Origin of the sequence: Janthinobacterium saanense (assembly GCF_014200675.1) — a bacterium.
In the GTDB taxonomy this organism is placed as follows: Bacteria; Pseudomonadota; Gammaproteobacteria; order Burkholderiales; family Burkholderiaceae_D; genus Janthinobacterium.
This window is the reverse complement of record NZ_JACHCI010000012.1, coordinates 101,529-124,939: the sequence shown is the minus strand read 5'-3', so window position 1 is coordinate 124,939 and position 23,411 is coordinate 101,529. Positions and strand designations below refer to the sequence as shown.

Below are 23,411 nucleotides of genomic sequence, written 5' to 3'. Positions count from 1 at the left end.
TTGTTTTTCAAGGTTTCGATCATAGCTAAAGGGGATGGTAGCAAGGTCTTGTTGAAGCGCAATTATGCGTATTGTTGATATGCGGTATTTTGCTTATCAATTATCCAGATAACGGTGTTTCCTACATAATCTTGCTCTCCGCTGTGTCTTCACTGAACAACAATAGATTCAAGCCCGTTCTGGTACGGGCTTTTTTTCATTCCGCAATGTACATCGCTTATTTATCTGACCCGGCTTCGGCCTCGCCGCTCCTGCTCCAGTATGCGCGGGCCTTGAACGTTCCGATAAACAGGCGCCGCTGCCTGTAGACGGCAGCCGCAACAACACGCTCCATCGAGTCCGGTTTCGCAGGCTTAGGTGGGATCATTCACTTCGCGCCGACACCATCTGGTCTCGCATTAAGAGATATCTATGAAGAATACGCCAAAAACATTAACGTTGTCCGCCAAGGCTCCCCGTCCTGCTTCGGCGCAACTTGCCGTACCGAAAACGACTTTATCTTACTTCATCGATAATGCGCAAGCGAATCCGGAAGCGCCGGCCACTACGCCGACCGTGGTCACGGTGGTGAAGAAGAGCCGTTCGCGCCTGGCCGTGCCGCCAGCCGACGCGGCGCCAGAAGCGCCTGCTGCCGAAGCTGTCGTCGAGGCGGTGGCTGATGCGGCTGAAGCTGCGCCGGTCAAAGTGCCGAGCGTAAAAATTGCGCCTGGCGTCAAGGTCGCTGCTGCGCCACGTAAAGTGACCGAGAGCGCCGCCACCAACAAGGTGGTGACGGCTGCCCGTTCCAAAGTGGTGCGCGCCAAGGTAGAGCAGGCGCCAGTGACCATCATCAGCGGCGCACAAGCGGTCAGCAAGACCACCGACGCCGACGCCCTGGCCGCCATCGATACCTCGAATTATTTCCTGCCGACCGTCAAGGTGCCAGGCCGCCGTGGCCGCAAGCCGAGCGAATTCACGCCGGAAAACGATGAAGTGGCAGCACTGAACGCCGTCGAACGCGCCGAACTGAAGGCCGTCTCGAAAGCCCGCGACCGCAAGGCCAAGGGCGGCATGGCGGACGCTTTGGGCGATCCGGAAGCCTCCGCAGCGGATCTGGAACGCCGCCGCAAGCAAATCACGGGCTTGATCAATATGGGCAAGGAGCGCGGCTTCCTGACCTATGCCGAGATCAATGACCAATTGCCAGAAAACATTATCGATCCGGAAGCGATCGAAGGCATCATCGCCACCTTCAACGACATGGGTATCGCCGTCTACGAGCGCGCCCCTGACGCGGAAAGCCTGTTGTTGACGGACAACGTCGCCACCGTCACCAGCGATGATGAAGTCGAAGCGGCTGCCGCCACCGCGCTGTCGACCGTCGACTCCGATTTCGGCCGCACCACCGACCCTGTGCGCATGTATATGCGTGAAATGGGCGCCGTGGCGCTGCTGACGCGCGAAGGCGAGATCGAGATCGCCAAGCGTATCGAAGGCGGCTTGAAAGACATGATCCAGGCGATTTCCGCCTGCCCGACCACCATCGCTGAAATCGTCGCCCTGTCGCAAAAAATCGCCCGTGACGAAGTCAAGGTCGATGAAGTGGTTGACGGCTTCGTCGATCTGAACGAAAGCAATGCGCCAGCGCCAGCCGCCGTGGCCGCGCCAGCGACCGTCGGCGACGACGAGGAAGAGGAAGAGGAAGCCGAGGAAGAAGACGGCGACGCCAATGGCGGCGCGGCCGGTTTCTCGAGCGAGCAACTGGCGCAACTGAAAAAGAATGCGCTGGAGAAATTCAACGTCATCTCGACCCAGTACGACAAGATGCGCAAGGCGCCCGAGGGCTACAACTCGAAAGCCTACATCAAGGCGCAGGAAGCGATTTCCCAGGAATTGCTGGGCATCCGCTTCACTGCCAAGGTAGTGGAAAAACTGTGCGACACCCTGCGTGGCCAGATGGAAGAAGTGCGCCACATCGAGCGCGCCGTGCTGGAACTGTGCGTGAACAAATGCGGCATGCCGCGCGCCCACTTCATCAAGGTTTTCCCAGGCAATGAATGCGACCTGGAATGGGTAGACCGCGAAGTCGATTGCAAGTATCCGTACAGCGCCATCCTGAGCCGCAACGTGCCAGCGGTAAAAGAGCTGCAAAAGAAAATGATCGACCTGCAAGCCCGCGTGGCCTTGCCGCTGGCTGACTTGCGCAAGATCAACAAGCAGATGGCTGCCGGTGAAAAGCGCGCCCGTCACGCCAAACGCGAAATGACGGTCGCCAACTTGCGTCTGGTGATTTCGATTGCGAAGAAATACATCAACCGTGGCTTGCAATTCCTCGATCTGATCCAGGAAGGCAATATCGGCTTGCTGAAAGCGGTCGATAAATTCGAATACCGCCGCGGCTACAAGTTCTCGACCTACGCCACCTGGTGGATACGCCAGGCGATCACGCGTTCGATCGCCGACATGGCCCGCACCATCCGCGTGCCGGTGCACATGATCGAAACGATCAACAAGATGAACCGCATCTCGCGCCAGATCATGCAGGAAACCGGCAGCGAGCCAGACCTGGCGACCCTGGCCGTCAAGATGGAAATGCCGGAAAACAAGGTGCGCGAGATCATGAAGATCGCCAAAGAGCCTATCTCCATGGAAACGCCGATGGGCGAAGACGGCGATTCGCAACTGGGCGACTTCATCGAAGACAACACCACCCTGGCGCCGCTGGACGCCGCACTGCACGCGTCGATGCGCAATGTGATCAAGGAAGTGCTGGACTCGCTGACCCCGCGCGAAGCGAAAGTGCTGCGCATGCGTTATGGCGTGGAAATGTCGAACGACCACACCCTGGAAGAAGTGGGCAAGCAGTTCGACGTGACGCGCGAGCGTATCCGCCAGATCGAAGCGAAAGCCATGAGCAAGCTGCGCCAGCCTTCGCGTTCGGACAAGCTGAAAACTTTCCTGACGCAAAACTAAGCAGCAGGCAGCAACAAAAAAGAGGCGCAAGCCTCTTTTTTTACGCCTGTCGCCAGAGCAGCCTTACAGCAAGTGCCTACGTGCGCCCAGCAAGCCGCCGCGGTAGTTGCGCTGCAGCCGGTACAGCACCACGCTGCTGGCGCCGATCATGAAGGTGATCAGCAGCCAATCGAGCGGGTTGCTGCGCTGCGGCGCTGGCGCCGCGCGCGACGAGACGGCGAAGGCCTGGAATTTATGGCCGGTGTAGATGGCGCCCACCACCAGGCCGGCGTCGGTGATCTTGTTGGTCAGGTACAGGCCGTCGTCGCGGCGGCGTACCGTCATCACGCCCTCCTTGTAGACAAAGGTCATCGGCTCGTAGCCATTGATGTTGACGCTGCCCACGATGTGGCCGGCTGCATTGACGGCCGTGGCGTAGCTGTCGCCCTGGCCGATCATGGCGCCCAGGTCGATCATGCGCTTGCCGTCATAGGCGAAGGCGTGCCAGCGGCGTTTGGCTGTTTCCGAAGTGCCGACGATCAAGCCTGCGTCATTGATGGCCGTGGCCGAGCTGATGCGTCCGCCGGGCAAAGTGCCGATCTCCTGCATGCCTTCACCGGGGTGATAAACGAAAGCGCGGCGGTAGCCATCGCTGCGCTGTGCCGTGCCGACCACCACGCCATGGTTGTTGACGCCGCTGGCATAACTGCTGTCGCCGCCCAGGGTGCCCAGGTCTTGCAGGCTATGGTCGGCTTTCGTGACGAAGGCGTGGTAATCGCCGTTGCGGGTGTCGGCATAACCGGCCACCCGGCCGTCCTGCGTAATCGCCGTGGCATAACTGCTGTTGCCGCCCAGTGTGCCCAGGTCGCGCATGCCGGTCGCGTTCTCGTAGCGGAAGGCGTGCCAGGCGCCGCTGGCTGTCTGCGATGAGCCGACCACCACGCCATGCGCATTAATCGCCTTGGTGAAACCTTCATCGCCACCCAGGGTGCCCAGTTCGCGGATATGTCCGTTTTGATACAGCACGGCGCGGCGCCGTCCTTCCTCCTCCGTGATGATGCCTGCCACCAGCCCGGCCGGGTTCAGGTCGGAGGCGATGCTGCCATTGCCGTTCTTTTCGCCGAAACCGTGTTCGGCGTAAATGGTGGTGCTGGCCAGGGACGAGGCCGACAAGGAAAGCAGTAGCAATGCGCAGCAAGCTTGTGGTTTCATGGCGATTTCCATTAAGAAAAACTTATACTACTGTTTTTATGATGTTGATAAATACGCATTTTGTCACGATGGTCAGGCATTTTTCTCGCTAAGCTGGGTGTTTGACGCCAGCGGCACGTGGATCGCCAGTGCCGTGCCCTGGCCCGGCTGGCTGTCGATCTGCATCTCGCCGCCCAGTGCCTGCACCCGTTCGCGTATGCTTTTCAGTCCGAAGGCGCAGCGCTTGCCATCGTCGTCGGGCCGCATGCCGACGCCGTTGTCGCTGATGCGCAGGTGGAGATGTCCATGCTCTTGCGCCAGCGCCACGTCCACTACACTGGCTTGCGCATGGCGCACGATGTTGGACAGCGATTCTTGCAGCACGCGAAAGATGGCCGAGGTCTGGCGCTGATCCAGGCCCAGGTCGGGCGCCTCGCTGTTGACCGTCAGCCGGTAGCGGATGGCGCCGCGCTCCTCCATCTGGCGCAGCAGCCATTCGATGGCAGGCGCGAGGCCCAGTTCCAGAGTGCTGGGATGCAAGTCGTTGATGATGGTGCGCACCGAGCGGATGGTGGCGTCGATGGTGTCGAGCACGCGCTGGGCGTGCTGGTGCAGGCGCGGATGCGAGACGGCCGTGCGCGCATGCAGCAGCGAGACATCGATGCGCAGCGCCATCAGGTTTTGCCCCAGGTCATCATGGATGTCGAGCGCGATGCGCCGCCGTTCCTCTTCCTTGATGGTTTGCTGGTGGTCGGACAGCTCGCGCAACTGCGCCAGCGAGTGGCGCAGGTTTTCCTCGTTGCGCTTGCTGTCGGTAATGTCGATCGCCATGGCGATGACCATCTGCGGCAAGCCGTCGGCATCGAAGACGGGTTTCTTGTGCGTTTGCACCAGGCGGTTCTCTTGCAACTGGGCATTCCATACCAGTTCTTCGAGGATCACCACGCGGCGACTGGCGAACGCTTCCAGGTCGCCGGCCCTGAAGCCGGCATTCTGTTCGGCCGGAAAGTGCTTCCAGATGCGCGCTCCCGCCACCTGCTCAAAGCGTACGCCCCATTGTTGTTCGCAGGCATGGTTCATCATCAGCAGGCTTGAGTCGGCGCCTTTCAGGAAAAGCGACAGCGGCATCATGGAGATGATGTCCTGCATGCGTTCTTCGCTGAACGCCAGTGCCGTTTCCGTGCGGGCGTGCATGGCGACTTCGGCGGACAGGCGGGCATTGGCATCCTGCAACTGGGCCGTGCGCAATGCCACGCGGCTTTCCAGTTCGGCATGGGCTTGCGCCAATGCCTGCTCGGCGCGCTTGCGTGCGCTGATGTCATTGGCCAGTACCAAAGAACCCGTCAGCACGCCGTGCTGGTCGTACAGGCGGCGCCCGCTGACCATGGCCCAGCGCTCCGTGCCGTCCGTGTGGCGGTAATGCAGTTCCCCCATGCAACTTTGCCCCGCTTCGCGCCATAAGGGGCACAAACGCCGCCGCGTGGCTTCATCGTGGAAGTTGCTGGCATTCTGCCCCAGCAGTTGCGCCACGGGGATGCCCAGCATGTCGCTCATGCGCTGATTGATGTCGAGGATGATGCCGAGCGGATCGGTGCGCCACATGCCATCTTGCGCCGTTTCGGCCAGGTCCCGGTAGCGCAGCACGCTGTCGTCGAGCTGCTGGCGCGTGGCAGCGTGATGGGCGCGCAGCTTGCGCATCATCCAGATGCAGGCAGCGGCGATGATCGCCAGCAGCAGGGCCAGGCATACCTGTTGCCCGGAAGACAGGCGGTCCCAGGCAGTGCCAGCCAGCCAGCTCAGCAAGATCAGAAGCAGGGCGGCGCAAGCCGCACTCAGCGTTTCAATCGACCATTTGCTCATGCGCGTCCCTGGCGTCCTGGTTGGCCTTTGTGCGCAGTTGTTGGGCGCGGCAGGCGGTAGAACGGCTAGTGTAGCGCCAAATTGTTGCCTTATTGAGAATATTTTTTCAACAGGAAACGGATATGAAAAAGGCTGGCCTTGCTGCGCCAGCCTTGCCGTGTTGTCCAATATGCTGCGTCAGCCAGTATTGCGCAGTCCTGCCGCCACGCCATTGATCGACAGCTGGATGCCACGGTGCACGCGCTCGTCGATCTTGTTTTCGCTCGACAAGGCGCGGTTGCGCTTGATCAATTCCACCTGCAAGTGGTTCAGCGGGTCGAGATAGGCGAAACGGTTCTGTATCGAACGGGCCAGCAGGGGATTGCCGGCCAGCCGCTCCGTGTTGCCGGTGATCAGTTCCAGGCACTGCAAGGTATTGCCGTGCTCGTCCGTGATGCGCTTGTAGATGCGTTCGCGCAACTCCTTGTCGGCCACCAGTTCCGCGTAGCGCGAGGCGATCGCCAGGTCCGTCTTGGCCAGCACCATGTCCATGTTCGACAGCAGGGTGGCGAAGAAGGGCCATTCGGCATACATGGTCCGCAGGGTGGCGATTTTTTCATCTTTGGCGCCCGGCTCGCGATTGATCCAGGCGGCGATGGCGCTGCCGAAACCGAACCAGCCCGGCAGCAGCAAGCGGCACTGGCCCCAGGAAAAGCCCCAGGGTATGGCGCGCAAGTCTTCGATGCGCTGGTTGGCCTTGCGCGAGGCGGGGCGCGAACCGAGGTTCAGTTCGGCAATCTCGGCAATCGGCGTGGCGGCAAAGAAGTATTCGGTAAAGCCCGGCGTGTCATACACCAGATGGCGGTAGGCGTGGTAAGCCAGCTCCGACAATTCAGCCATCACCGTTTCAAAGCGGGCCAGCTGGCTGGTCGCGGCCGGATTGGCTGCCTGCGGCGCCAAGCTCGCTTCCAGGGTGGCGGCGACCAGCAATTCCAGGTTGCGCCGGCCGATTTCCGGGTTGGAAAATTTCGAGGCGATGATTTCGCCTTGCTCCGTCAGCCGGATCTGGCCGTTGACGGTGCCTGGCGGCTGGGCCAATATGGCTTCATAGCTGGGTCCGCCACCACGGCCCACCGTGCCGCCACGGCCATGGAACAAGCGCAGCTTGACGCCGGCTTGTTGAAAGTCGGCCACCAGCGCCAGTTCCGCCTTGTACAGTTCCCAGTTCGAGGTCAGGAAACCGCCATCCTTGTTCGAATCGGAATAACCGAGCATGACTTCCTGCAACTGCCCTTGCTTGGCGATCAGTTGTTTGATCAGCGGCAAGGCCATGGCGCGGCCCATGATGCCGGATGCGCGCTGCAGGTCGGGGATGGTTTCAAACAGCGGTATCACCATCAGCTCACAGCTGCTGTCGCCTTCGCCACCCTTGCTCCAGTTGGTGCGCAGCAAGCCGGTTTCTTTTTGCAGCAGCAATACTTCCAGCAAGTCGGACACAGTTTCCGTGTGCGAAATGATGTAGTTGCGGATCGCCCGCTCGCCGTAGCGCTGGCGGATAGTGCGGGCCGCCTGCAGGATCGCCAGTTCCGAATTGGTTTCATCGCTATACGTGATGAAGGGCGAGTACAGCAGGCGCGGCTGCGCCAGTTCGCTCAGCAGCAGCGCCTCGCGCTCTTCTTCCGGCAGTGCTGCGTAGTCTGCTTCCACGCCGCTGTGGGCAAACAGCTCGGCCAGCACGCGTTCGTGCACATCCGAGGTTTGCCGCATGTCGAGCGAGGCCAGGTGGAAGCCGAAGATATCGGCCGCCCGCGCCAACGTCGCCAGGCGTGGCCGAACCAGCGCCCGGCCGTGATGCGCTTCCAGCGAAGCGATAATCACTTGCAGGTCGGCCGCAAACGCGGGCGCATCGGGGTAGGGCGCGGCCGGCCCGACTTCCTTGCGCAGGATATTGGTCGCGCCCAGGGCGCGGGCGGTGGCGGCCAAGCGCGCGTACACGCCGATCAGGGCGCGCCGGTAGGGTTCGTCGCTGCGGTGCGGCGAGGCATCGGGCGACTGCTCGGCCAGCGCCTGCAATTGTTCGCTGACACCTGTCATCAGGGTCGAGACTGACAGTTCGGCGCCCAGGGTATGGATTTCGTCCAGGTAAAAGTCGAGGATGGTGGTGGCGTGGCGGGCCAGCGCGTGCTGCATGGTGCCCGCGTTCACGTTCGGGTTGCCGTCGCGGTCGCCGCCTATCCAGCTGCCCATCTGCACGTAGGCGCTCTTGATGGGGGTGATGGTGCCGTCGCCGTTCGGATATTCGCTGGCGATGTCGTCCTCGATGTCGTCGTACAGGCCCGGCAGTTCGCGCAAAAAAGTAATGCGGTAATACGACAGGGCGTTTTCGATTTCATCGGCCACCGTCAGCTTGGAATAGCGCAGCATGCGCGTTTGCCACAAAGTGGCGACGCGCGAGCGCAGCAGCTGCATCTTGGCTTGCCGCTCTTTGGGCGTCAGCGGCAAGTCGCGCTCGGCCAGCAGGCGGGCGATATCGTGTTCGGCGTCGAGGATGCTCTTGCGCTGCACTTCGGTCGGGTGGGCCGTCAGCACGGGCGCGATCAGGGCATCCTTGAAAAAATGATCGACGGCGCTGCGCGGCACGCCGGCCGTGCGCAGTTTTTTCAAGGCAAAACTGACGCTGCCTTTTTGCGCCGGCGAGCCGGCCAGCAGATGGGCGCGGCGGCGGCGGATGCGGTGCTGGTCTTCGGCAATATTGGCCAGGTGCGAAAAATAGGAAAAAGCCCGCACCACGGAAATGGTTTGCTCGCGGCTCAGCGCCTTGAGCATGCCATCGAGTGCCAAAGCGGCGCTGGCGTCGGCTTCGCGCCGGAAGCGCACGGAAGTCTGGCGTATGGTTTCCACCACATCGAAGACGGCGTCGCCTTCCTGTTCGCGCAGCACGTCGCCCAGCAGGCGGCCCAGCAAACGTATATCTTCTTTCAGTGGTGCATCTTTATCAGTACTGCTCACGGGAACTATTTCTGGTGCATATGCGTCATTGGACATAAGTAGGGACCAAAGTTAGTGAAGAAAGTGTGGGTGAAAGCAAGGTAATGGCAGATGCCAGGGCGTTTGGTCATTCGGGGAGGGGGCCGCATGATAAAATTTGTGGCCTGCAGCATGGGCATCAGCGATACAGTGACGGCAGGCGTGAGGCCAGGTGTGACCATGCGTGGGCCCGTACTGCGCTTTGCGGTACAACAACGACAGCGAAAGAACTTGTTTTGAAAGCATCCGAATTGACCCCGAATATTCCTTCCCGGCTGGTGATCGCCTCACGCGAGAGCCGTCTTGCCATGTGGCAGGCTGAACATGTGCGCGACCGTCTGTCTGCATTATATCCACAGTGTAGCGTCGAAATTCTCGGCATGACCACACGCGGTGACCAGATTCTGGACCGCGCCCTGTCCAAGGTAGGCGGCAAGGGCTTGTTCGTCAAGGAGCTGGAAGTGGCGATGGCCGATGGCCGCGCCGACCTGGCCGTGCATTGCCTGAAGGATTTGCCGATGGACTTGCCTGAAGGCTACAGCTTGGCCGCCATCCTGGAGCGCGAAGACCCGCGCGATGCTTTTGTCTCCAACGATTACGCCAGCCTCGACGAACTGCCGCATGGCGCCGTGGTCGGCACCAGCAGCTTGCGCCGCCAGGCCCTGATCGCGGCCCGCTATCCGCACCTGACTATCTTGCCCCTGCGCGGCAATCTCGATACGCGTTTGGGCAAGCTCGACCGTGGCGATTACGCCGCCATCATCCTGGCCGCCGCCGGCCTGAACCGCCTGGGCCTGGCTGCGCGCATCCGCACCGTGCTGTCGCCAGAGCTGAGCTTGCCGGCCGCCGGCCAGGGCACTTTGGCGATTGAAATCATGGGCGAGCGGCATGATGGTGTCGACCTGCAGCGTTTGCTGGCGCCCTTGAACGATGAAGCCACGGCCCAGGTTTCGCTGGCTGAACGCAAGGTGTCGCGCATTTTCGGCGGCAGCTGCCAGATTCCGCTGGCCGCCTACGCGACGATCAATGGTGAACAGATGCATCTGCGCGCCATGGTCGCCACGCCGGACGGCACGCGCATGGCCAGCGCCGAGGTCAGCGGCAGCGCCAGCGCGCCCGAAGCCCTGGGAGAGCAGGCGGCCGAATTGCTGCGCCAGCAAGATGCGGCCGGCATCCTGGCCTCTTGCGCCGTCACGCCAGACAATCACGAAGGACTGGCGCCGCATGCCTGATCGCGTGATCGACAGCGTGGCCGATAGCGTGGTGATTACGCGGCCCGCAGCGCAAGCGGGGCCGCTGGCCGCGCGCGTGGCGGCGCTGGGTTTCAAGGTGACCCTGCTGCCGCTGCTGGAAATCCATGCGCTCACCGATGTTGAAGAACAGGCGCAGCTGGCCGCCACCCTGGCGTCGCTGCCAGACTACGATCTGGTGACCTTTGTCTCGCCCAACGCCATCGATTGTGTATTTGCGCAATTGCCACGCTGGCCGGCTGGTTTGCCGATTGCCGTAGTGGGCGAGGGCAGCCGTTCGGCGCTGGCCGCGCATGGCGTGACGGACGCCAATGCCAGCATCACCAGTCCGGCAGACACTGCGCGCAGCGATTCCGAACATTTGCTGCTGGCGCTGGATTTAGCTTCCCTGCGCGGCAAGCGCGTGCTGATCGTGCGCGGCGACGGCGGCCGCGATTTCCTGGCCGACGGCTTGCGCGCTGCGGGCGCTGAGGTGCACTTTATGACTGCTTACCGGCGCGTAGTGCCGGCCCTCACGCCGGCCTTGCAATCAACCCTGGAACAGCTCTTACAGCATCATCATGACTGGATCATTACCAGTTCGGAAGCGTTGCGTGGTCTGCTGCAGTTGCTCGATTTGTTGCGCCAACAAGCAGGGAATGATGGTATTGTTGTGAGAATGCAACAGCAGCATCTGATCGTGCCACACGCCCGCATTGCACAAACGGCGGCCGGGCTAGGGTTTGCCCACATCACCTTGACAGGATCTGGCGACGCAGGTGTGCTCGCCGCGTTACAATCACGACCATGAACGAAATGCCTACTCACTCAGAACCGAATGCAACGCCAGCGGGCGCCGTCAAGGCGGCGCCGCAGGCAGCCGAGCAAGCTGCTGCTGGTCCGTCCAAGCAGGGTGGTCCCACCCTGGTCGAGCAATTGCAAAAGCCCACCAGCATCGCCTTGATCGTCCTGGCCGTGCTGCTGGCTGCGCAAAGCTGGTCGTCCAGCAACAAGATCCACAATTTGCGCGAAGAAGTGGCCAAGCGCTTGCAAAAGGGCGATGTCAGCAATGCCGAAACCGGCGTGCTGGCGCGTACCGTGCAAGAGGGCACGAAAGAGCTGCAGATCAAGGTCGGTGCGCTGGAAAACCGCCAAAGCGAAACGCAAAGCCAGCAACTGGCGCTGGAGCAGCTGTATAACGACTTGTCGAAGAACCGCGACGAGTGGGCGCTGACCGAGATCGAACAAGTACTGTCGACCGCCAGCCAGCAGCTGCAACTGGCCGGCAACGTGCCCGGCGCGCTGATCGCGCTGCAAAATGCCGACCGCAGCCTGTCGCGCTCGGACAAGCCGCAATTCATCACCATCCGCCGCGCGATAGGCCGCGACATGGAAAAACTCAAGGCCTTGCCCAGCGTCGATTCGACCGGCGTGGCCTTGCGCCTGGACGCCGTGATCGGCCAGATCGATTCCTTGCCGATGTTGTCCGATGAAAAGCCGGCCTTGCCGGCCGCGCCGGAAAAAGCCGGCAAGGCCAAGCCGGTAAAAAATGCTGCCGGTAAGCTGGTCGGACCTCCGGCGCCGGAACCCTTGCTGCAATCGGTGCGCGATGGCTGGAATACCTGGAGCGGCGACATGTGGAACGATGTGCGCCAGCTGATACGCCTGCGCCGCGTCGATACGCCGGACGCGCTGATGCTGTCGCCGTCGGAAGCGTATTTCCTGCGTGAAAACGTCAAGCTGCGCCTGCTGAATGCGCGCATGGCCTTGTTGTCGCGCAATGAAACGGCTTTCAGGAGTGACTTGATCGCGGCCCAGGATGCGCTGGCCAAGTATTTCGATACGCGCGCCAAGGCCACGCAAACAGCGCAAGGTTTGCTGCGCCAGGTGCAGGCGAGCAATCTGGCCATCGATATGCCGACCTTGTCCGACAGCCTGACCGCTGTGCGCAACTACAAAGCGAAGTCCTAAGTCATGCGTTTATTTCTCTGGCTACTCGCCCTGATGGCCGCAGCGATCGGTATCGCCGTGACGGCCCGCTTCAATCCCGGCAACGTGGTGCTGTTCTATCCACCGTACCGGGTCGACCTGTCGCTCAATTTCTTCGTGCTGCTGCAAGTATTGCTGTTCGTCCTGCTGTATCTGCTGGTGCGCGCCGTGCGCGCCACCGTGCGCATGCCGGCGCAAGTGGCCGCTTACCGCTACCGCAAGCGTGAGCGCGACAGCAACAAGGGTTTGCGCGAAGCCTTGAAAGCCCTGTTCGAAGGCCGTTTCGGCCATGCTGAAAAAGCCGCGCTGCGCGCTGCCGAACTCGATGAAAACGCCGGCCTGGCCGCGCTGATCGGCGCGCGCGCCGCGCACCGCATGCGCCAGTCCGAGCGCCGCGACAGCTGGCTGGCCCGCGTCGAAGGCGACACTGCCCTGAAAACAGCGCGTTTGATGACGGTGACCGAATTGCTGGTCGACGACCATCAGCCCGAAGCGGCGCTGGCCGCCGTGCGCGAATTGAACGCCAGCGGCACGCGCCATATCCACGCGCTGCAATGGTCGCTCAAGGCTGAGCAGCAAGCAAAGAACTGGCCGGAAGTGCTGCGCCTGGTGCGCTCGCTCGACAAGCACCGCGCCCTGCATCCGGCGCTGTCGTCGCGGCTGCGTGAATTGTCTTACGACCATTTGCTGTCCGATCCGACGCATGACGCCGAGTCGCTGATGCGCGTCTGGTCCACCGTGCCGAGCGCCGACCGCGTCAAGCCGTTCATCGCCTGCCGCGCCGCCACCGCCTTGAATACGCGTGGCTTGCACGACGAAGCGCGCCTGGTCTGCGAAGAGTCTTTGGCTGCCGACTGGGATGAGCGCGTGGTGCGCGCCTACCGCGAAGCGGCGGCGCCAGCCGGCTCGGCCGCCTTGCTGCTGCAGATCGAGCATTGCGAACAGTGGCTGAAACAGCGTCCGCTGGACGCGGAACTGGCCCTGACCCTGGGTGCTTTGTGCCTGCGTCAAAAACTGTGGGGCAAGGCCCAGCGCCATCTGGAGCAAGCTTTGTCGGACGCCAACGATCCGCAGATGGTGCGCGATGCGCATCTGAAGCTGGCGCAGATGCACGACGCCTTGCAGCAGACCGAGCAGGCTGCCACGCATTACCGGCAGTGCGCCCTGGCAACAATTCTATAAAGAACCAGTCCTTAAATAAAAAAGAGTTCGCTTTTGATAAGAAAGCGGACTCTTTTTTATGTGCTGCGGCGCACAAGCCGGGCCGAGTTCTCTATAATTACGCCGTTACAATACAATCCGCACAATGAGGAAACCCCATGAGTTTGAATAACGTCTCTTCCGGCCGCGACTTGCCGAACGATTTCAACGTCGTCATTGAAATCCCGATGAACGCCGATCCGATCAAGTATGAAGTCGACAAGGAATCGGGCGCGATCTTCGTTGACCGCTTCATGGGCACCGCCATGCACTATCCGTGCAACTACGGCTATGTACCGAATACGCTGTCGCCGGACGGCGACCCGGTCGACGTGCTGGTCATCACCCCATTCCCGCTGATTCCTGGCGTGGTGGTGCGCTGCCGTCCTATCGGCGTGCTGAAAATGACCGACGAGTCGGGCGAAGACGCGAAAGTGCTGGCCGTGCCAGTCGACAAAGTATTGTCGATCTACAGCCACTGGCAAAAGCCGGAAGATCTGAATGAACTGCGCTTGCGCCAGATCCAGCATTTCTTCGAGCACTACAAAGACCTGGAAAAAGGCAAATGGGTCAAGATCGACGGCTGGTACGGTCCGGAAGAAGCGAAAGCGGAAATCCTGAACGGCGTCGCTTCCTACAAGAAAGATGCTGAAAAGTCGGCATCCTAAGTAGCAAGCGCCCAATAAAAAGCGCCCCCAGCCGTCATGGCGGGGGGCGCTTTTTTTATGCTTGGGCGTAAATCAATGCGCTGAAATGATGCCCATGTTCAGCAAGGCGATCACGACAAAGCCCAGTACCACGCGGTAGACGACGAAAGGCCAGTAGCCGCGGCTGCTGACGATGCGCAGGAACACCATGATCACGCCATAGCCGACAAAGAAGGCGATGATGGTGGCCAGCGCGGTCGGGCCGGCTGCGACCGGGCCTGCCACGCCCCAGCTCTTGTAGAGCTGGTAAAAGCCGGAAGCGACCACGGCCGGGATGGCCAGCAGGAAAGAGTAGCGGGCCGCCGCTTCGCGCGTGTAACCCATCATCAGGCCGGCCGTGATGGTGCCACCCGAGCGCGATACGCCAGGGATCAGCGCCATTGCCTGGGCGAAGCCGAAGATGATGCCGTCGCGCCAGCGCATGCGCGACAGCGGCAGCGCATGTTTGCCATAGCGGTCAGCCGCACCCAGGATCAGGCCGAAAACGATCAGCATGGTGGCCGTCAGGTACAGATTGCGCAGATAGGTTTCGATGGCGTGCTGGAAGAGCAGTCCCAGGATGGCGATCGGCAGCGAACCGATAATCACCAGCCAGCCCAAACGGGCATCCGGGTTAGCCTTGGCAGCAGCGCTGGCGCCCGTGCCGGGCAGGGCGGCAAACCAGGCGAGGGCGATGCGTAAAATATCCTTGCGGAAGAAAATCAGCACGGCCAGTTCGGTGCCGATCTGCGTGATGGCGGTAAAAGCCGCACCAGGGTCGGTGCCGGACGGCAGGAAAGGGCCAAGAATGCGCAAGTGCGCGCTGGAAGAGACGGGCAGGAACTCGGTAATCCCTTGCAACAGTCCCAGCAAGGCGGCTTCCCACCAGCTGATCACGCCCGTCATGCCAGGCTCCCGTGACGCGCCGCGCGGCCGCCGTTGTGATTAAATACTTGCAATTACACCACCAAAGAAAAAGTTGAGAAAAGAGTGAGTTGTTGAAAGACATGCGAAAGACACATCTTTTTTCAGCTTAACACAGGCGCTCTTCTTATCAAACGGGCAGTGTTATTGTGCGCTGCCGCGAAACGGGCTGTGCTCGTTCAATTCATCGAGATAAGCATCGATACCGCCCCGTTCGCGTTCCAGGAAGCGCTGGACTGCATCGGCGAAGGCCGGGTGGGCCAGACTGTGGGCCGACCAGGTTTTTTGCGGCAAAAAGCCGCGCGCCATCTTGTGTTCGCCCTGGGCGCCGCCTTCAAAGGTGGCGATGCCTTCCGCGATGCAAAATTCCAGCGGCTGGTAATAGGCTGTTTCGAAATGCAAACAGGGCAGGTGTTCCAGCGCGCCCCAGTAGCGGCCATATAAAGTGTCGGCCGTGTGTATCAGCAACGAGGCGGCGATGGCGCGGCCCTCGCGCTCGGCGATCACCAGCAAGATGTTTTCCGGCATGGTCGCGCCGATGCGCTGGAAGAAATCCAGGCTCAGATAGGGCGAGGAGCGGTGCTCGGCATAGGTATTGCTGTAGCAGCGGTGGAACAGCTTCCAGTGCGCCGGCGTGGCGTCCACGCCCCGTACCCTGCGCATGGTGACGCCAGCTTCCACCACTTTGCGGCGTTCGGCACGGATATTCTTGCGTTTCTTGGCTTCCAGCGTAGACAGGAATTGCTCGAAGTCGCTGTAGCCGCTATTTAACCAGTGAAACTGCACGCCGCTGCGCAGCAGGTAGCCGGCCGCTTCCAGTTGTGCCGCTTCCTGTTCCGGTGGAAACAGGATGTGGCAAGACGACACTTCCGCCGCCTGCTGCTGGGCTAGCAAAAAGGCCAGCAGCGCCGCCCGCGCCTCGCCATCGCGCGCCAGCAAACGGTTGCCGCTGACGGGCGTGAACGGTATCGCCGACAACAGTTTTGGATAATATTCCAGGCCGTGCTGCTGATAAGCCTCTGCCCAGGCCCAGTCGAACACATATTCGCCGTAGGAATGCATTTTCAGATACAGGGGCAGGGCGGCGGCCAGGGTGTCGCCTTGCCACAAGACCAGATAATTGGGCTGCCAGCCGGTCTCTGCACTGGCGCAGCCTGACTCATGCAGCGCGTGTAAAAAGGCATAGGACAGGAAAGGATTGCTTTCGGACTGCCGTGCCAGCAGTTCCGACCAGGCCGCTTCCCCAATTTCAGCCAGAGAAGAGACGATACCCGTGCGATAATTCATTTTTGTGCTTGCATTCATCACTTTTCGGGTCGCCGGCGTCGGCCTGCGCACCCCGGGGCGAAACTTGGCCCCGTCTTTGTTAAATAGAACGAAATATCCATCATCATGACAGTCAAAGTCGCAATTGCTCAAATGAATAGTACGGTCGGCGATCTGGCCGGCAACCGCGCCAAGATCTTCGACCTTTCCCGCCGCGCGCATGCAGCTGGCGCCGATATCGTGCTGACGCCGGAACTGTCGCTGGTCGGCTATCCGCCCGAGGACTTATTGCTGCGCAATGCATTCTACGCAAAAACGCGGCAAACGTTTGCCGAGCTCGCTGCCGACCTGGCCCAGTTCAAGGATTTGCACGTGGTGGTGGGCTTGCCGCTGCAAGATGAGAACGGCGTGCGCCATAACGCCGCCTCCGTGCTGCTCAATGGCGAAGTGCTGGGCACGTACCGCAAGCATGATTTGCCCAATACCACCGTGTTCGATGAAAAGCGTTATTTCACCTCGTCCGACCAGGCGTTCGTGTTTGCCGTGAAGGGCGTGCGTTTTGGCCTCAATATCTGCGAAGACACCTGGTTTGGACACGCGCCCATGCGCGCCCGCGAGGCCGGCGCGCAAGTGCTGCTGGTGCCGAACGGCTCGCCGTACCACATGAACAAGCAGCACCTGCGCTATGACACCATGCGCCAGAATGTCTGCGCGCAGGGCATGGCGCTGGTGTATGCCAACCTGGTCGGTGGCCAGGATGAGCTGATTTTCGATGGCGATTCCTTCGTCATGGATGCGGCCGGCAAAATTTGCGCGCAGCTGCGCCATTTCGAGGAAGACTTGCAGATCGTCGAGTTCGACGGCGCCACCCCAGTGCCGCAAGCCTTGGCTGCGCCCTTGCCGCTGGAAGCCCAGGTCTATCAGGCGCTGGTGCTGGGCGTGCGCGACTATATAGGCAAGAACGGTTTCCCGGGCGTGCTGATCGGCATGTCGGGCGGCGTCGATTCCGCCTTGACGCTGGCGATTGCGGTCGATGCGCTGGGCGCCGACAAGGTGCGCGCCGTGATGATGCCCTCGCAATTCACGGCCGATATTTCATGGATCGATTCGCGCGACATGGTAAAACGGCTCGATGTGCGCTACGATGAAATTCCAATCAAGCAAACTTTTGATGCCTTCCGTGCCACCCTGGCGACCGAGTTCGCTGGCCTGGCAGAAGACGCGACGGAAGAAAATATCCAGGCGCGCATCCGCGGTACCTTGCTGATGGCCTTGTCGAACAAGCACGGCAGTATCGTGTTGACGACCGGCAACAAGAGCGAGATGGCGGTCGGTTATTGCACCCTGTATGGCGACATGGCCGGTGGTTTTGCGGTGATCAAGGATATTGCCAAGACCCTGGTCTACCGTTTGTGCGCCTGGCGCAACAGTGTGTCGAACGTGATCCCCGAGCGCATCCTGACACGCGGCCCTTCGGCTGAGTTGCGCGCCGACCAGCTGGACCAGGATTCCTTGCCGCCGTACGAAATACTCGATGGCATCATGCAACTGTACATGGAAGAAAACCGGCCCATCGCCGACATCATCGAAGCAGGCTTTCCGCCAGCCGACGTGGCCCGCATCACGCGTTTGATCAAGATTAACGAATACAAGCGGCGCCAGTCGCCGGTGGGCATCCGCGTCACGCACCGTGGTTTTGGCCGCGACTGGCGTTACCCGATTACGTCAAGGTTTTACGAATAATCACGAACTATCTGTCAAACAAGTTATCAATTTTAAGGAGTAGCCATGAAACAGATTACCGCCATCATCAAACCATTCAAGCTCGACGAAGTACGCGAGGCCCTGGCCGATGTGAACGTGACGGGCCTGACCGTGACGGAAGTGAAGGGTTTTGGCCGTCAGAAAGGTCATACCGAGCTGTACCGTGGCGCCGAGTACGTGGTCGACTTCCTGCCGAAAGTCAAAGTGGAAGTGGTGGTCGACGATGGCGTGTCGGAACAGGTGGTGGACGCCATCATCAAGGCTGCGCGCACGGGCAAGATTGGCGATGGCAAGATTTTCGTGCGCAATGTGGAGCAGGTGATCCGTATCCGCACGGGCGAGACTGGTCCCGACGCAGTTTAATGACAATGGCTGCAGTTCAGCGCAGCCGCATGTCAAACTTCCAGCTGACCAGGCGCATGATGGTGATGCCGCCTGCGCTGGTCCACAGGGCGGTATCGTGGGCCACGCCGAAATGCTTTTGCAGCAGATAGGCCCAGCAGCCGATGAAGGCGCAGATCGCATACGGTTTGCCGTCTCTAAACACCATCGGCACTTCGTTGCAGACGATGTCGCGCATTACCCCACCGAAAATCCCTGTAATCACGCCCATCATCGAGGCGATGAAAATCGGCATGCCGGCGCGTATCGCTTCGGCCACGCCGGCAATCGCAAACATGCCCAGGCCAATCGCGTCGGCAATCACGATCAGCCGTTCCGAAACGATCTGGCGCAAGTGCTGTATCAGCGGTGCGGCGGTCAGGGCCAGCACAAAGATCAGGATGGCATATTCCTGGTGCGCCACCCAGAACAGGGGCCGCTTGTCGAGCAGGATGTCGCGCAGGGTGCCGCCGCCGAATGCCGTGATGAAGGCCACCACGAACACGCCCACCAGGTCCATGCGCTTGCGCCGCGCCTCGATAAAACCGGAAAAGGCGCCCACCAGGATAGCGATGATCTCGATCAGCTTGATCAGCGAACCAGGCGGTAATTGGGGTGGCATCATGGGATGTGCGTTTGAGCAAGAAATAATAGCCACAGGTTAACATGACACGGCCCCGAATAGTGACAAACGGGGCCGTGACAGTGTGACAAATGATGGATGCTGCAAATCTTCGATAGTCAGCGTACCGGCTGCAGGGCAGACGCCAGCAAGACCATCAGCGCGCCATCGCCCCCTTCGGAGCGGCGTGCCTGGCAAAAGGCGATCACTTCCGTCTTTTGCACCAGCCAGCTGTGCACCATAGCCTTCAATACCGGTTCCTGGCCTTTCGAGCCAAAACCCTTGCCGTGGATCACGCGCACGCAGCGCAGCTTGCGCCGCGTGGCGGCCGTCAGGAAAGCGCCGATGCCGTCGCGCGCTTCATCGCGGCGCAAGCCGTGCAGGTCGATTTCATCCTGGATGGGCCAATGGCCCTTGCGCATCTTTTTCACCACGTCAGGACCGATGCCGGGCGCCGCATAATTGAGGGCCGGATCGTTTTCCAGGTAATGGTCGACTTCAAACAGGTCCGACAGCGATTCGCGCAGCACGGCTGCGTCATCTTCTGCCTGTGTCAGCTTGCGCGCCGGCTGTTGCGCCGCCATCGCGCCAGCCTTGGGCAGGCTGGGCACGTAGCGGTCCGACTCGGGCAAACGCTTGACGCCGCCGATGCTGGCCTTGAACAGATTGCTTTCCACCGCCTGCACCTGCACCCGCTTGGTCCGCTCGGCTTCGGCGGCCGCGCGCGTCTCGGCCTGTTCCTTGAGCTGCTTGCTCACGGTTTTCAGGTCGGCAAAGTCTTTCATCGACGCCATGCGGCGATTACTCCTGGCCTTCCAGGTAGCGCTGGGCGTCCAGTGCTGCCATGCAACCCGTACCGGCGCTGGTGATGGCCTGGCGGTAGATATGGTCCTGCACGTCGCCGGCGGCAAATACGCCCGGCACGCTGGTGGCGGTGGCCATGCCTTCCAGGCCGGTTTTCGTCTTGATGTAGCCGTTGTGCATGTCCAGCTGGCCGTCGAAGATGCCGGTGTTCGGCTTGTGGCCGATGGCGATGAACACGCCGTGCACGTTCAAGGCTTCAACCGTGCCGTCGATGGTGGACTTGATGTTCAAGCCCGTCACGCCGCCTTCATTGCCCGTCACTTCATCCAGCGTGTGGTTGTATTTCAACACGATCTTGCCTTCGGCAACCTTGGCGTTCAGGCGGTCGATCAGGATGGCTTCGGCGCGGAACTTGTCGCGGCGGTGGATCAGGGTGACTTTATTGGCGATGTTCGACAAATACAGCGCTTCTTCGACAGCCGTATTGCCGCCGCCGACCACGGCCACTTCCTGGTTGCGGTAGAAGAAACCATCGCAGGTGGCGCAGGCGGACACGCCGCGGCCCATGAATTCGGCTTCCGATGGCAGGCCCAGGTATTGCGCGGATGCACCCGTGGCGATGATCAGCGTGTCGCAGGTGTATTCGTGGCTGTCGCCTTTCAGGCGGATCGGCTTTTCATTCAGGAACGTGGTGTGGATGTGATCGAACACGATTTCGGTATTGAAACGTTCCGCGTGCTGCAGCAAACGCTGCATCAGTTCCGGGCCTTGCACGCCCATCGGGTCGCCTGGCCAGTTTTCCACATCGGTGGTGGTCATCAACTGGCCGCCTTGTTCCACGCCGGTCACCAGCATCGGGTTCAGGTTGGCGCGCGCGGCATACACTGCAGCGCTGTAGCCGGCAGGGCCGGAGCCAAGGATCAATACGCGGGCGTGTTTGGTCGTCGTCATAATGAGGCTTCTTAATAAGTGAGATGTATCTGAGTTGGGGGCATACGCGCCAAGAACAAGATGAGTATTGCGCTTGCGCAAGCTATGCATGGATCAGAGATTATAGACCAAGCCGCTACTGGCGACGAATCGTGGGGCCTTCCTTGTCATATATGGCTTAGAATACTTCCTTATTATGGGAAATTCCCTTTCAGAAACATTCTTTTAGCAATAACTATCACCTTGCAGCGCTTCCCAGAATGACTAAACCAGCCCAGGCCACCCAGAATAGCTACACCCGTAAACCGGTCGAACGCCGGCCCTTGCCGAACCGGCTGGTGCGGCTGTTGTCCGAGGCGCGCTGGTTCGCCCTGGCCGCCTTCGCCCTCTACTTTGTGCTGATACTGGCCAGCTTCAACAAGCTTGACCCTGGCTGGTCGCACGCCACCTCGATTGGCAAGGTCGCCAACCTGGGCGGCAAGCTGGGCGCGAACCTGTCCGACCTGCTGTTATATATCTTTGGTTTTTCCGCCTGGTGGTGGTGCGTCTGGCTGCTGCGCACGGTCTGGCATGGTTATCGCCGCCTGAGCACGCGTTTCTTGCTGGAACAGGAGGAGCCCGAGCGCGAGCACCATGTCGAGATGCTGATACGCATCGTCGGCTTTACCATCATGCTGATCGGCAGCATGGGCCTGGAATGGCTGCGCATGGCGAAAAACCTGCATATACAGCTGCCGCGCCAGCAGGGCGGCGTGCTGGGCCAGCTGATCGGCCATGCTTCGTATGAGGGTTTTGGCTTTACGGGCGCCACCTTGCTGCTGTTGCTGCTGTTCGCGCTGGGCTTTTCCCTGTTCTTCCATGTTTCATGGTTGCAAGTGGCCGAGCGCATAGGCGCCGCCATCGAAGACGGCATCACCTGGTTCGTGCTGCGCTACCAGGACCGCGAAGACCGCCGTCATGGCGAAGTCGCTGCCGTGCGCCGCGATGAAGCAGTGGTGATCGAGCGCGCCAAACATGTAGAAAAACATGTGGCTGCGCCACCGGTCAAAATTGAACCGCAAGTGGTTACCGTGGTCAAATCGGAGCGGGTGGAAAAAGAACGCCAGGCGACCTTGTTTGAAAACCTGGGCGATGGCAAGCTGCCGCCCTTGTCGCTGCTCGATGAAGCGCCGCCGGTAGTGGAAACGGTCTCGGTGGAAACGCTGGAGTTCACCAGCCGCCTGATCGAAAAGAAATTGTCGGACTTTGGCGTCGATGCCAAGGTAGTGGCCGCTTACCCCGGCCCGGTGGTGACGCGTTATGAAATCGAACCGGCCACCGGCGTCAAGGGTAGCCAGATCGTGGGTCTGGCGCGCGACCTGGCCCGTTCCTTGTCGCTGACCTCCATCCGCGTAGTGGAAACCATACCAGGCAAGAACTATATGGCGCTGGAGTTGCCGAACGCCAAGCGCCAGATCGTGCGCCTGACGGAAATCCTGGGCTCCAAGGTCTACAACGACGGCGTATCAAGCCTGACGATTGCGCTGGGCAAGGATATTGCCGGTAAACCCGTGGTGGCCGACCTGGCCAAGATGCCTCACTTGCTGGTGGCCGGCACCACCGGTTCCGGTAAATCAGTGGGTATCAATGCCACCATTTTGTCGCTGCTGTACAAGTCCGACCCGAACGACGTGCGATTGATCCTGATCGATCCGAAGATGCTGGAAATGTCGGTCTACGAAGGCATACCGCACTTGCTGGCGCCGGTGGTGACCGATATGCGTCAGGCTGGCCACGCGCTGAACTGGGCCGTGAACGAGATGGAAAAGCGCTACAAGCTGATGAGCAAGCTGGGCGTGCGTAACCTGGCCGGCTATAACGCCAAGATCGCTGATGCGGCCAAGCGCGAAGAGCATATTCCGAATCCGTTCAGCCTGACGCCGGATTCGCCGGAACCGCTGGAAAAACTGCCGACCATCGTCATCATCATCGATGAGCTGGCCGACCTGATGATGGTGGTGGGCAAAAAAGTCGAAGAATTGATCGCGCGTATCGCCCAAAAGGCCCGCGCGGCTGGTTTGCACTTGATTCTGGCCACGCAGCGCCCATCTGTAGACGTGATCACGGGCTTGATCAAGGCGAACATTCCTACCCGTATCGCCTTCCAGGTATCGTCGAAGATCGATTCGCGCACGATTCTGGACCAGATGGGGGCGGAAGCGCTGCTGGGCATGGGCGACATGTTGTACATGCCGCCGGGAACCGGCTTGCCGATGCGCGTGCACGGCGCTTTTGTGTCCGATGATGAAGTGCATCGCGTGGTCAGTCATTTGAAGTTGCAGGGTGAACCGAATTACATCGAGGGCATCCTCGAAGGCGGCACGGTAGAAGGCGAGAGCGCCGAAGGCGGCGTGCCGGGCGAGGGCGGCGGCGAGGCCGATGCCCTGTACGACCAGGCGGTGGCGGTGGTGCTGAAAAACCGCCGCGCTTCGATTTCGCTGGTGCAACGTCATTTACGTATCGGCTACAACCGCGCCGCCCGTCTGCTGGAGCAGATGGAGCAGAGCGGGGTGGTATCTACCATGCAATCGAACGGCAACCGGGAAATCCTGGTGCCGGCGGCCAGTGCAGAATAAGTGTCAACAAGAA

The 23,411-nt window shown here is 60.7% G+C and carries 17 protein-coding genes; 9 read left to right on the top strand and 8 right to left on the bottom strand.

What is annotated here, in order from left to right:
* Positions 1 to 411 precede the first annotated feature (411 nt).
* Positions 412 to 2,952, top strand: a complete 2,541-nt coding sequence (gene rpoD / locus HDE72_RS16990) for an RNA polymerase sigma factor RpoD (RefSeq protein ID WP_183743046.1) — start codon at positions 412 to 414, stop codon at positions 2,950 to 2,952.
* Positions 2,953 to 3,015: 63 nt separating this feature from the next.
* Here rpoD and HDE72_RS16985 read toward each other — a convergent pair whose 3' ends face one another.
* From HDE72_RS16985 to ppc, 3 genes are all read right to left on the bottom strand, one after another.
* Positions 3,016 to 4,143 (bottom strand): DUF3466 family protein, encoded by a 1,128-nt coding sequence (locus HDE72_RS16985; protein WP_183743044.1) that lies wholly within the window; start codon positions 4,141 to 4,143, stop codon positions 3,016 to 3,018.
* Between the two features lie 72 nt (positions 4,144 to 4,215).
* On the bottom strand, positions 4,216 to 5,982 hold the full coding sequence (locus HDE72_RS16980; protein ID WP_183743042.1) for a PAS domain-containing sensor histidine kinase: 1,767 nt from the start codon (positions 5,980 to 5,982) through the stop codon (positions 4,216 to 4,218).
* Positions 5,983 to 6,159: 177 nt separating this feature from the next.
* Positions 6,160 to 9,006: a phosphoenolpyruvate carboxylase gene (gene ppc / locus HDE72_RS16975; RefSeq protein ID WP_183743039.1), complete on the bottom strand. Its 2,847-nt coding sequence runs from the start codon at positions 9,004 to 9,006 to the stop codon at positions 6,160 to 6,162.
* 233 nt (positions 9,007 to 9,239) lie between these two features.
* On the opposite strand from ppc, the gene hemC reads away from it, so the two are divergent.
* From hemC to ppa, 5 genes are all read left to right on the top strand, one after another.
* Positions 9,240 to 10,220, top strand: a complete 981-nt coding sequence (gene hemC, locus HDE72_RS16970) for a hydroxymethylbilane synthase (RefSeq protein ID WP_183743165.1) — start codon at positions 9,240 to 9,242, stop codon at positions 10,218 to 10,220.
* A complete protein-coding gene (locus HDE72_RS16965; protein ID WP_221291302.1) occupies positions 10,213 to 11,028 on the top strand; it encodes a uroporphyrinogen-III synthase in 816 nt (271 codons plus the stop codon). Before hemC ends, HDE72_RS16965 begins: the two co-directional genes overlap by 8 nt.
* A complete protein-coding gene (locus HDE72_RS16960; protein WP_183743037.1) occupies positions 11,025 to 12,188 on the top strand; it encodes a uroporphyrinogen-III C-methyltransferase in 1,164 nt (387 codons plus the stop codon). The genes HDE72_RS16965 and HDE72_RS16960 overlap by 4 nt, the downstream gene beginning before the upstream one ends.
* A 3-nt stretch (positions 12,189 to 12,191) precedes the next feature.
* A complete protein-coding gene (locus HDE72_RS16955; protein WP_183743035.1) occupies positions 12,192 to 13,388 on the top strand; it encodes a heme biosynthesis protein HemY in 1,197 nt (398 codons plus the stop codon).
* 137 nt (positions 13,389 to 13,525) lie between these two features.
* On the top strand, positions 13,526 to 14,074 hold the full coding sequence (ppa, locus tag HDE72_RS16950) for an inorganic diphosphatase (protein ID WP_183743032.1): 549 nt from the start codon (positions 13,526 to 13,528) through the stop codon (positions 14,072 to 14,074).
* A gap of 72 nt (positions 14,075 to 14,146) precedes the next feature.
* Here ppa and HDE72_RS16945 read toward each other — a convergent pair whose 3' ends face one another.
* On the bottom strand, positions 14,147 to 14,998 hold the full coding sequence (locus HDE72_RS16945) for an undecaprenyl-diphosphate phosphatase (RefSeq protein ID WP_183743030.1): 852 nt from the start codon (positions 14,996 to 14,998) through the stop codon (positions 14,147 to 14,149).
* Between the two features lie 162 nt (positions 14,999 to 15,160).
* Positions 15,161 to 16,303 (bottom strand): GNAT family N-acetyltransferase, encoded by a 1,143-nt coding sequence (locus HDE72_RS16940; RefSeq protein WP_183743028.1) that lies wholly within the window; start codon positions 16,301 to 16,303, stop codon positions 15,161 to 15,163.
* Between the two features lie 105 nt (positions 16,304 to 16,408).
* On the opposite strand from HDE72_RS16940, the gene HDE72_RS16935 reads away from it, so the two are divergent.
* Both HDE72_RS16935 and HDE72_RS16930 read left to right on the top strand, forming a co-directional pair.
* Positions 16,409 to 18,025 (top strand): NAD+ synthase, encoded by a 1,617-nt coding sequence (locus HDE72_RS16935; RefSeq protein WP_183743026.1) that lies wholly within the window; start codon positions 16,409 to 16,411, stop codon positions 18,023 to 18,025.
* Positions 18,026 to 18,070: 45 nt separating this feature from the next.
* Positions 18,071 to 18,409: a P-II family nitrogen regulator gene (locus HDE72_RS16930; protein WP_183676935.1), complete on the top strand. Its 339-nt coding sequence runs from the start codon at positions 18,071 to 18,073 to the stop codon at positions 18,407 to 18,409.
* Between the two features lie 16 nt (positions 18,410 to 18,425).
* On the opposite strand, the gene HDE72_RS16925 is transcribed toward HDE72_RS16930, so the two are convergent.
* From HDE72_RS16925 to trxB, 3 genes are all read right to left on the bottom strand, one after another.
* Positions 18,426 to 19,052: a trimeric intracellular cation channel family protein gene (locus HDE72_RS16925; protein WP_183676936.1), complete on the bottom strand. Its 627-nt coding sequence runs from the start codon at positions 19,050 to 19,052 to the stop codon at positions 18,426 to 18,428.
* Between the two features lie 116 nt (positions 19,053 to 19,168).
* Positions 19,169 to 19,843: a Smr/MutS family protein gene (locus HDE72_RS16920; RefSeq protein WP_183743024.1), complete on the bottom strand. Its 675-nt coding sequence runs from the start codon at positions 19,841 to 19,843 to the stop codon at positions 19,169 to 19,171.
* A gap of 7 nt (positions 19,844 to 19,850) precedes the next feature.
* Positions 19,851 to 20,804, bottom strand: coding sequence for a thioredoxin-disulfide reductase (trxB, locus tag HDE72_RS16915; protein ID WP_183743022.1), 954 nt, complete (start codon positions 20,802 to 20,804; stop codon positions 19,851 to 19,853).
* Positions 20,805 to 21,043: 239 nt separating this feature from the next.
* Here trxB and HDE72_RS16910 point away from each other — a divergent pair, with 239 nt between their 5' ends.
* The gene (locus HDE72_RS16910; RefSeq protein ID WP_183743020.1) at positions 21,044 to 23,398 is read left to right on the top strand and encodes a DNA translocase FtsK; all 2,355 of its coding nucleotides are present in this window, start codon (positions 21,044 to 21,046) and stop codon (positions 23,396 to 23,398) included.
* Positions 23,399 to 23,411 lie beyond the last annotated feature (13 nt).

Coding starts and splice junctions, on each gene's coding strand:
- HDE72_RS16985 (WP_183743044.1), bottom strand. CDS start 4,143: ATGAAACCACAAGCTTGCTGCGCATTGCTACTGCTTTCCTTGTCGGCC.
- HDE72_RS16980 (WP_183743042.1), bottom strand. CDS start 5,982: ATGAGCAAATGGTCGATTGAAACGCTGAGTGCGGCTTGCGCCGCCCTG.
- rpoD (WP_183743046.1), top strand. CDS start 412: ATGAAGAATACGCCAAAAACATTAACGTTGTCCGCCAAGGCTCCCCGT.
- HDE72_RS16955 (WP_183743035.1), top strand. CDS start 12,192: ATGCGTTTATTTCTCTGGCTACTCGCCCTGATGGCCGCAGCGATCGGT.
- HDE72_RS16930 (WP_183676935.1), top strand. CDS start 18,071: ATGAAACAGATTACCGCCATCATCAAACCATTCAAGCTCGACGAAGTA.
- HDE72_RS16935 (WP_183743026.1), top strand. CDS start 16,409: ATGACAGTCAAAGTCGCAATTGCTCAAATGAATAGTACGGTCGGCGAT.
- ppa (WP_183743032.1), top strand. CDS start 13,526: ATGAGTTTGAATAACGTCTCTTCCGGCCGCGACTTGCCGAACGATTTC.
- ppc (WP_183743039.1), bottom strand. CDS start 9,006: ATGTCCAATGACGCATATGCACCAGAAATAGTTCCCGTGAGCAGTACT.
- HDE72_RS16945 (WP_183743030.1), bottom strand. CDS start 14,998: ATGACGGGCGTGATCAGCTGGTGGGAAGCCGCCTTGCTGGGACTGTTG.
- HDE72_RS16965 (WP_221291302.1), top strand. CDS start 10,213: ATGCCTGATCGCGTGATCGACAGCGTGGCCGATAGCGTGGTGATTACG.
- HDE72_RS16920 (WP_183743024.1), bottom strand. CDS start 19,843: ATGGCGTCGATGAAAGACTTTGCCGACCTGAAAACCGTGAGCAAGCAG.
- HDE72_RS16940 (WP_183743028.1), bottom strand. CDS start 16,303: ATGAATTATCGCACGGGTATCGTCTCTTCTCTGGCTGAAATTGGGGAA.
- HDE72_RS16925 (WP_183676936.1), bottom strand. CDS start 19,052: ATGATGCCACCCCAATTACCGCCTGGTTCGCTGATCAAGCTGATCGAG.
- trxB (WP_183743022.1), bottom strand. CDS start 20,804: ATGACGACGACCAAACACGCCCGCGTATTGATCCTTGGCTCCGGCCCT.
- HDE72_RS16960 (WP_183743037.1), top strand. CDS start 11,025: ATGAACGAAATGCCTACTCACTCAGAACCGAATGCAACGCCAGCGGGC.
- HDE72_RS16910 (WP_183743020.1), top strand. CDS start 21,044: ATGACTAAACCAGCCCAGGCCACCCAGAATAGCTACACCCGTAAACCG.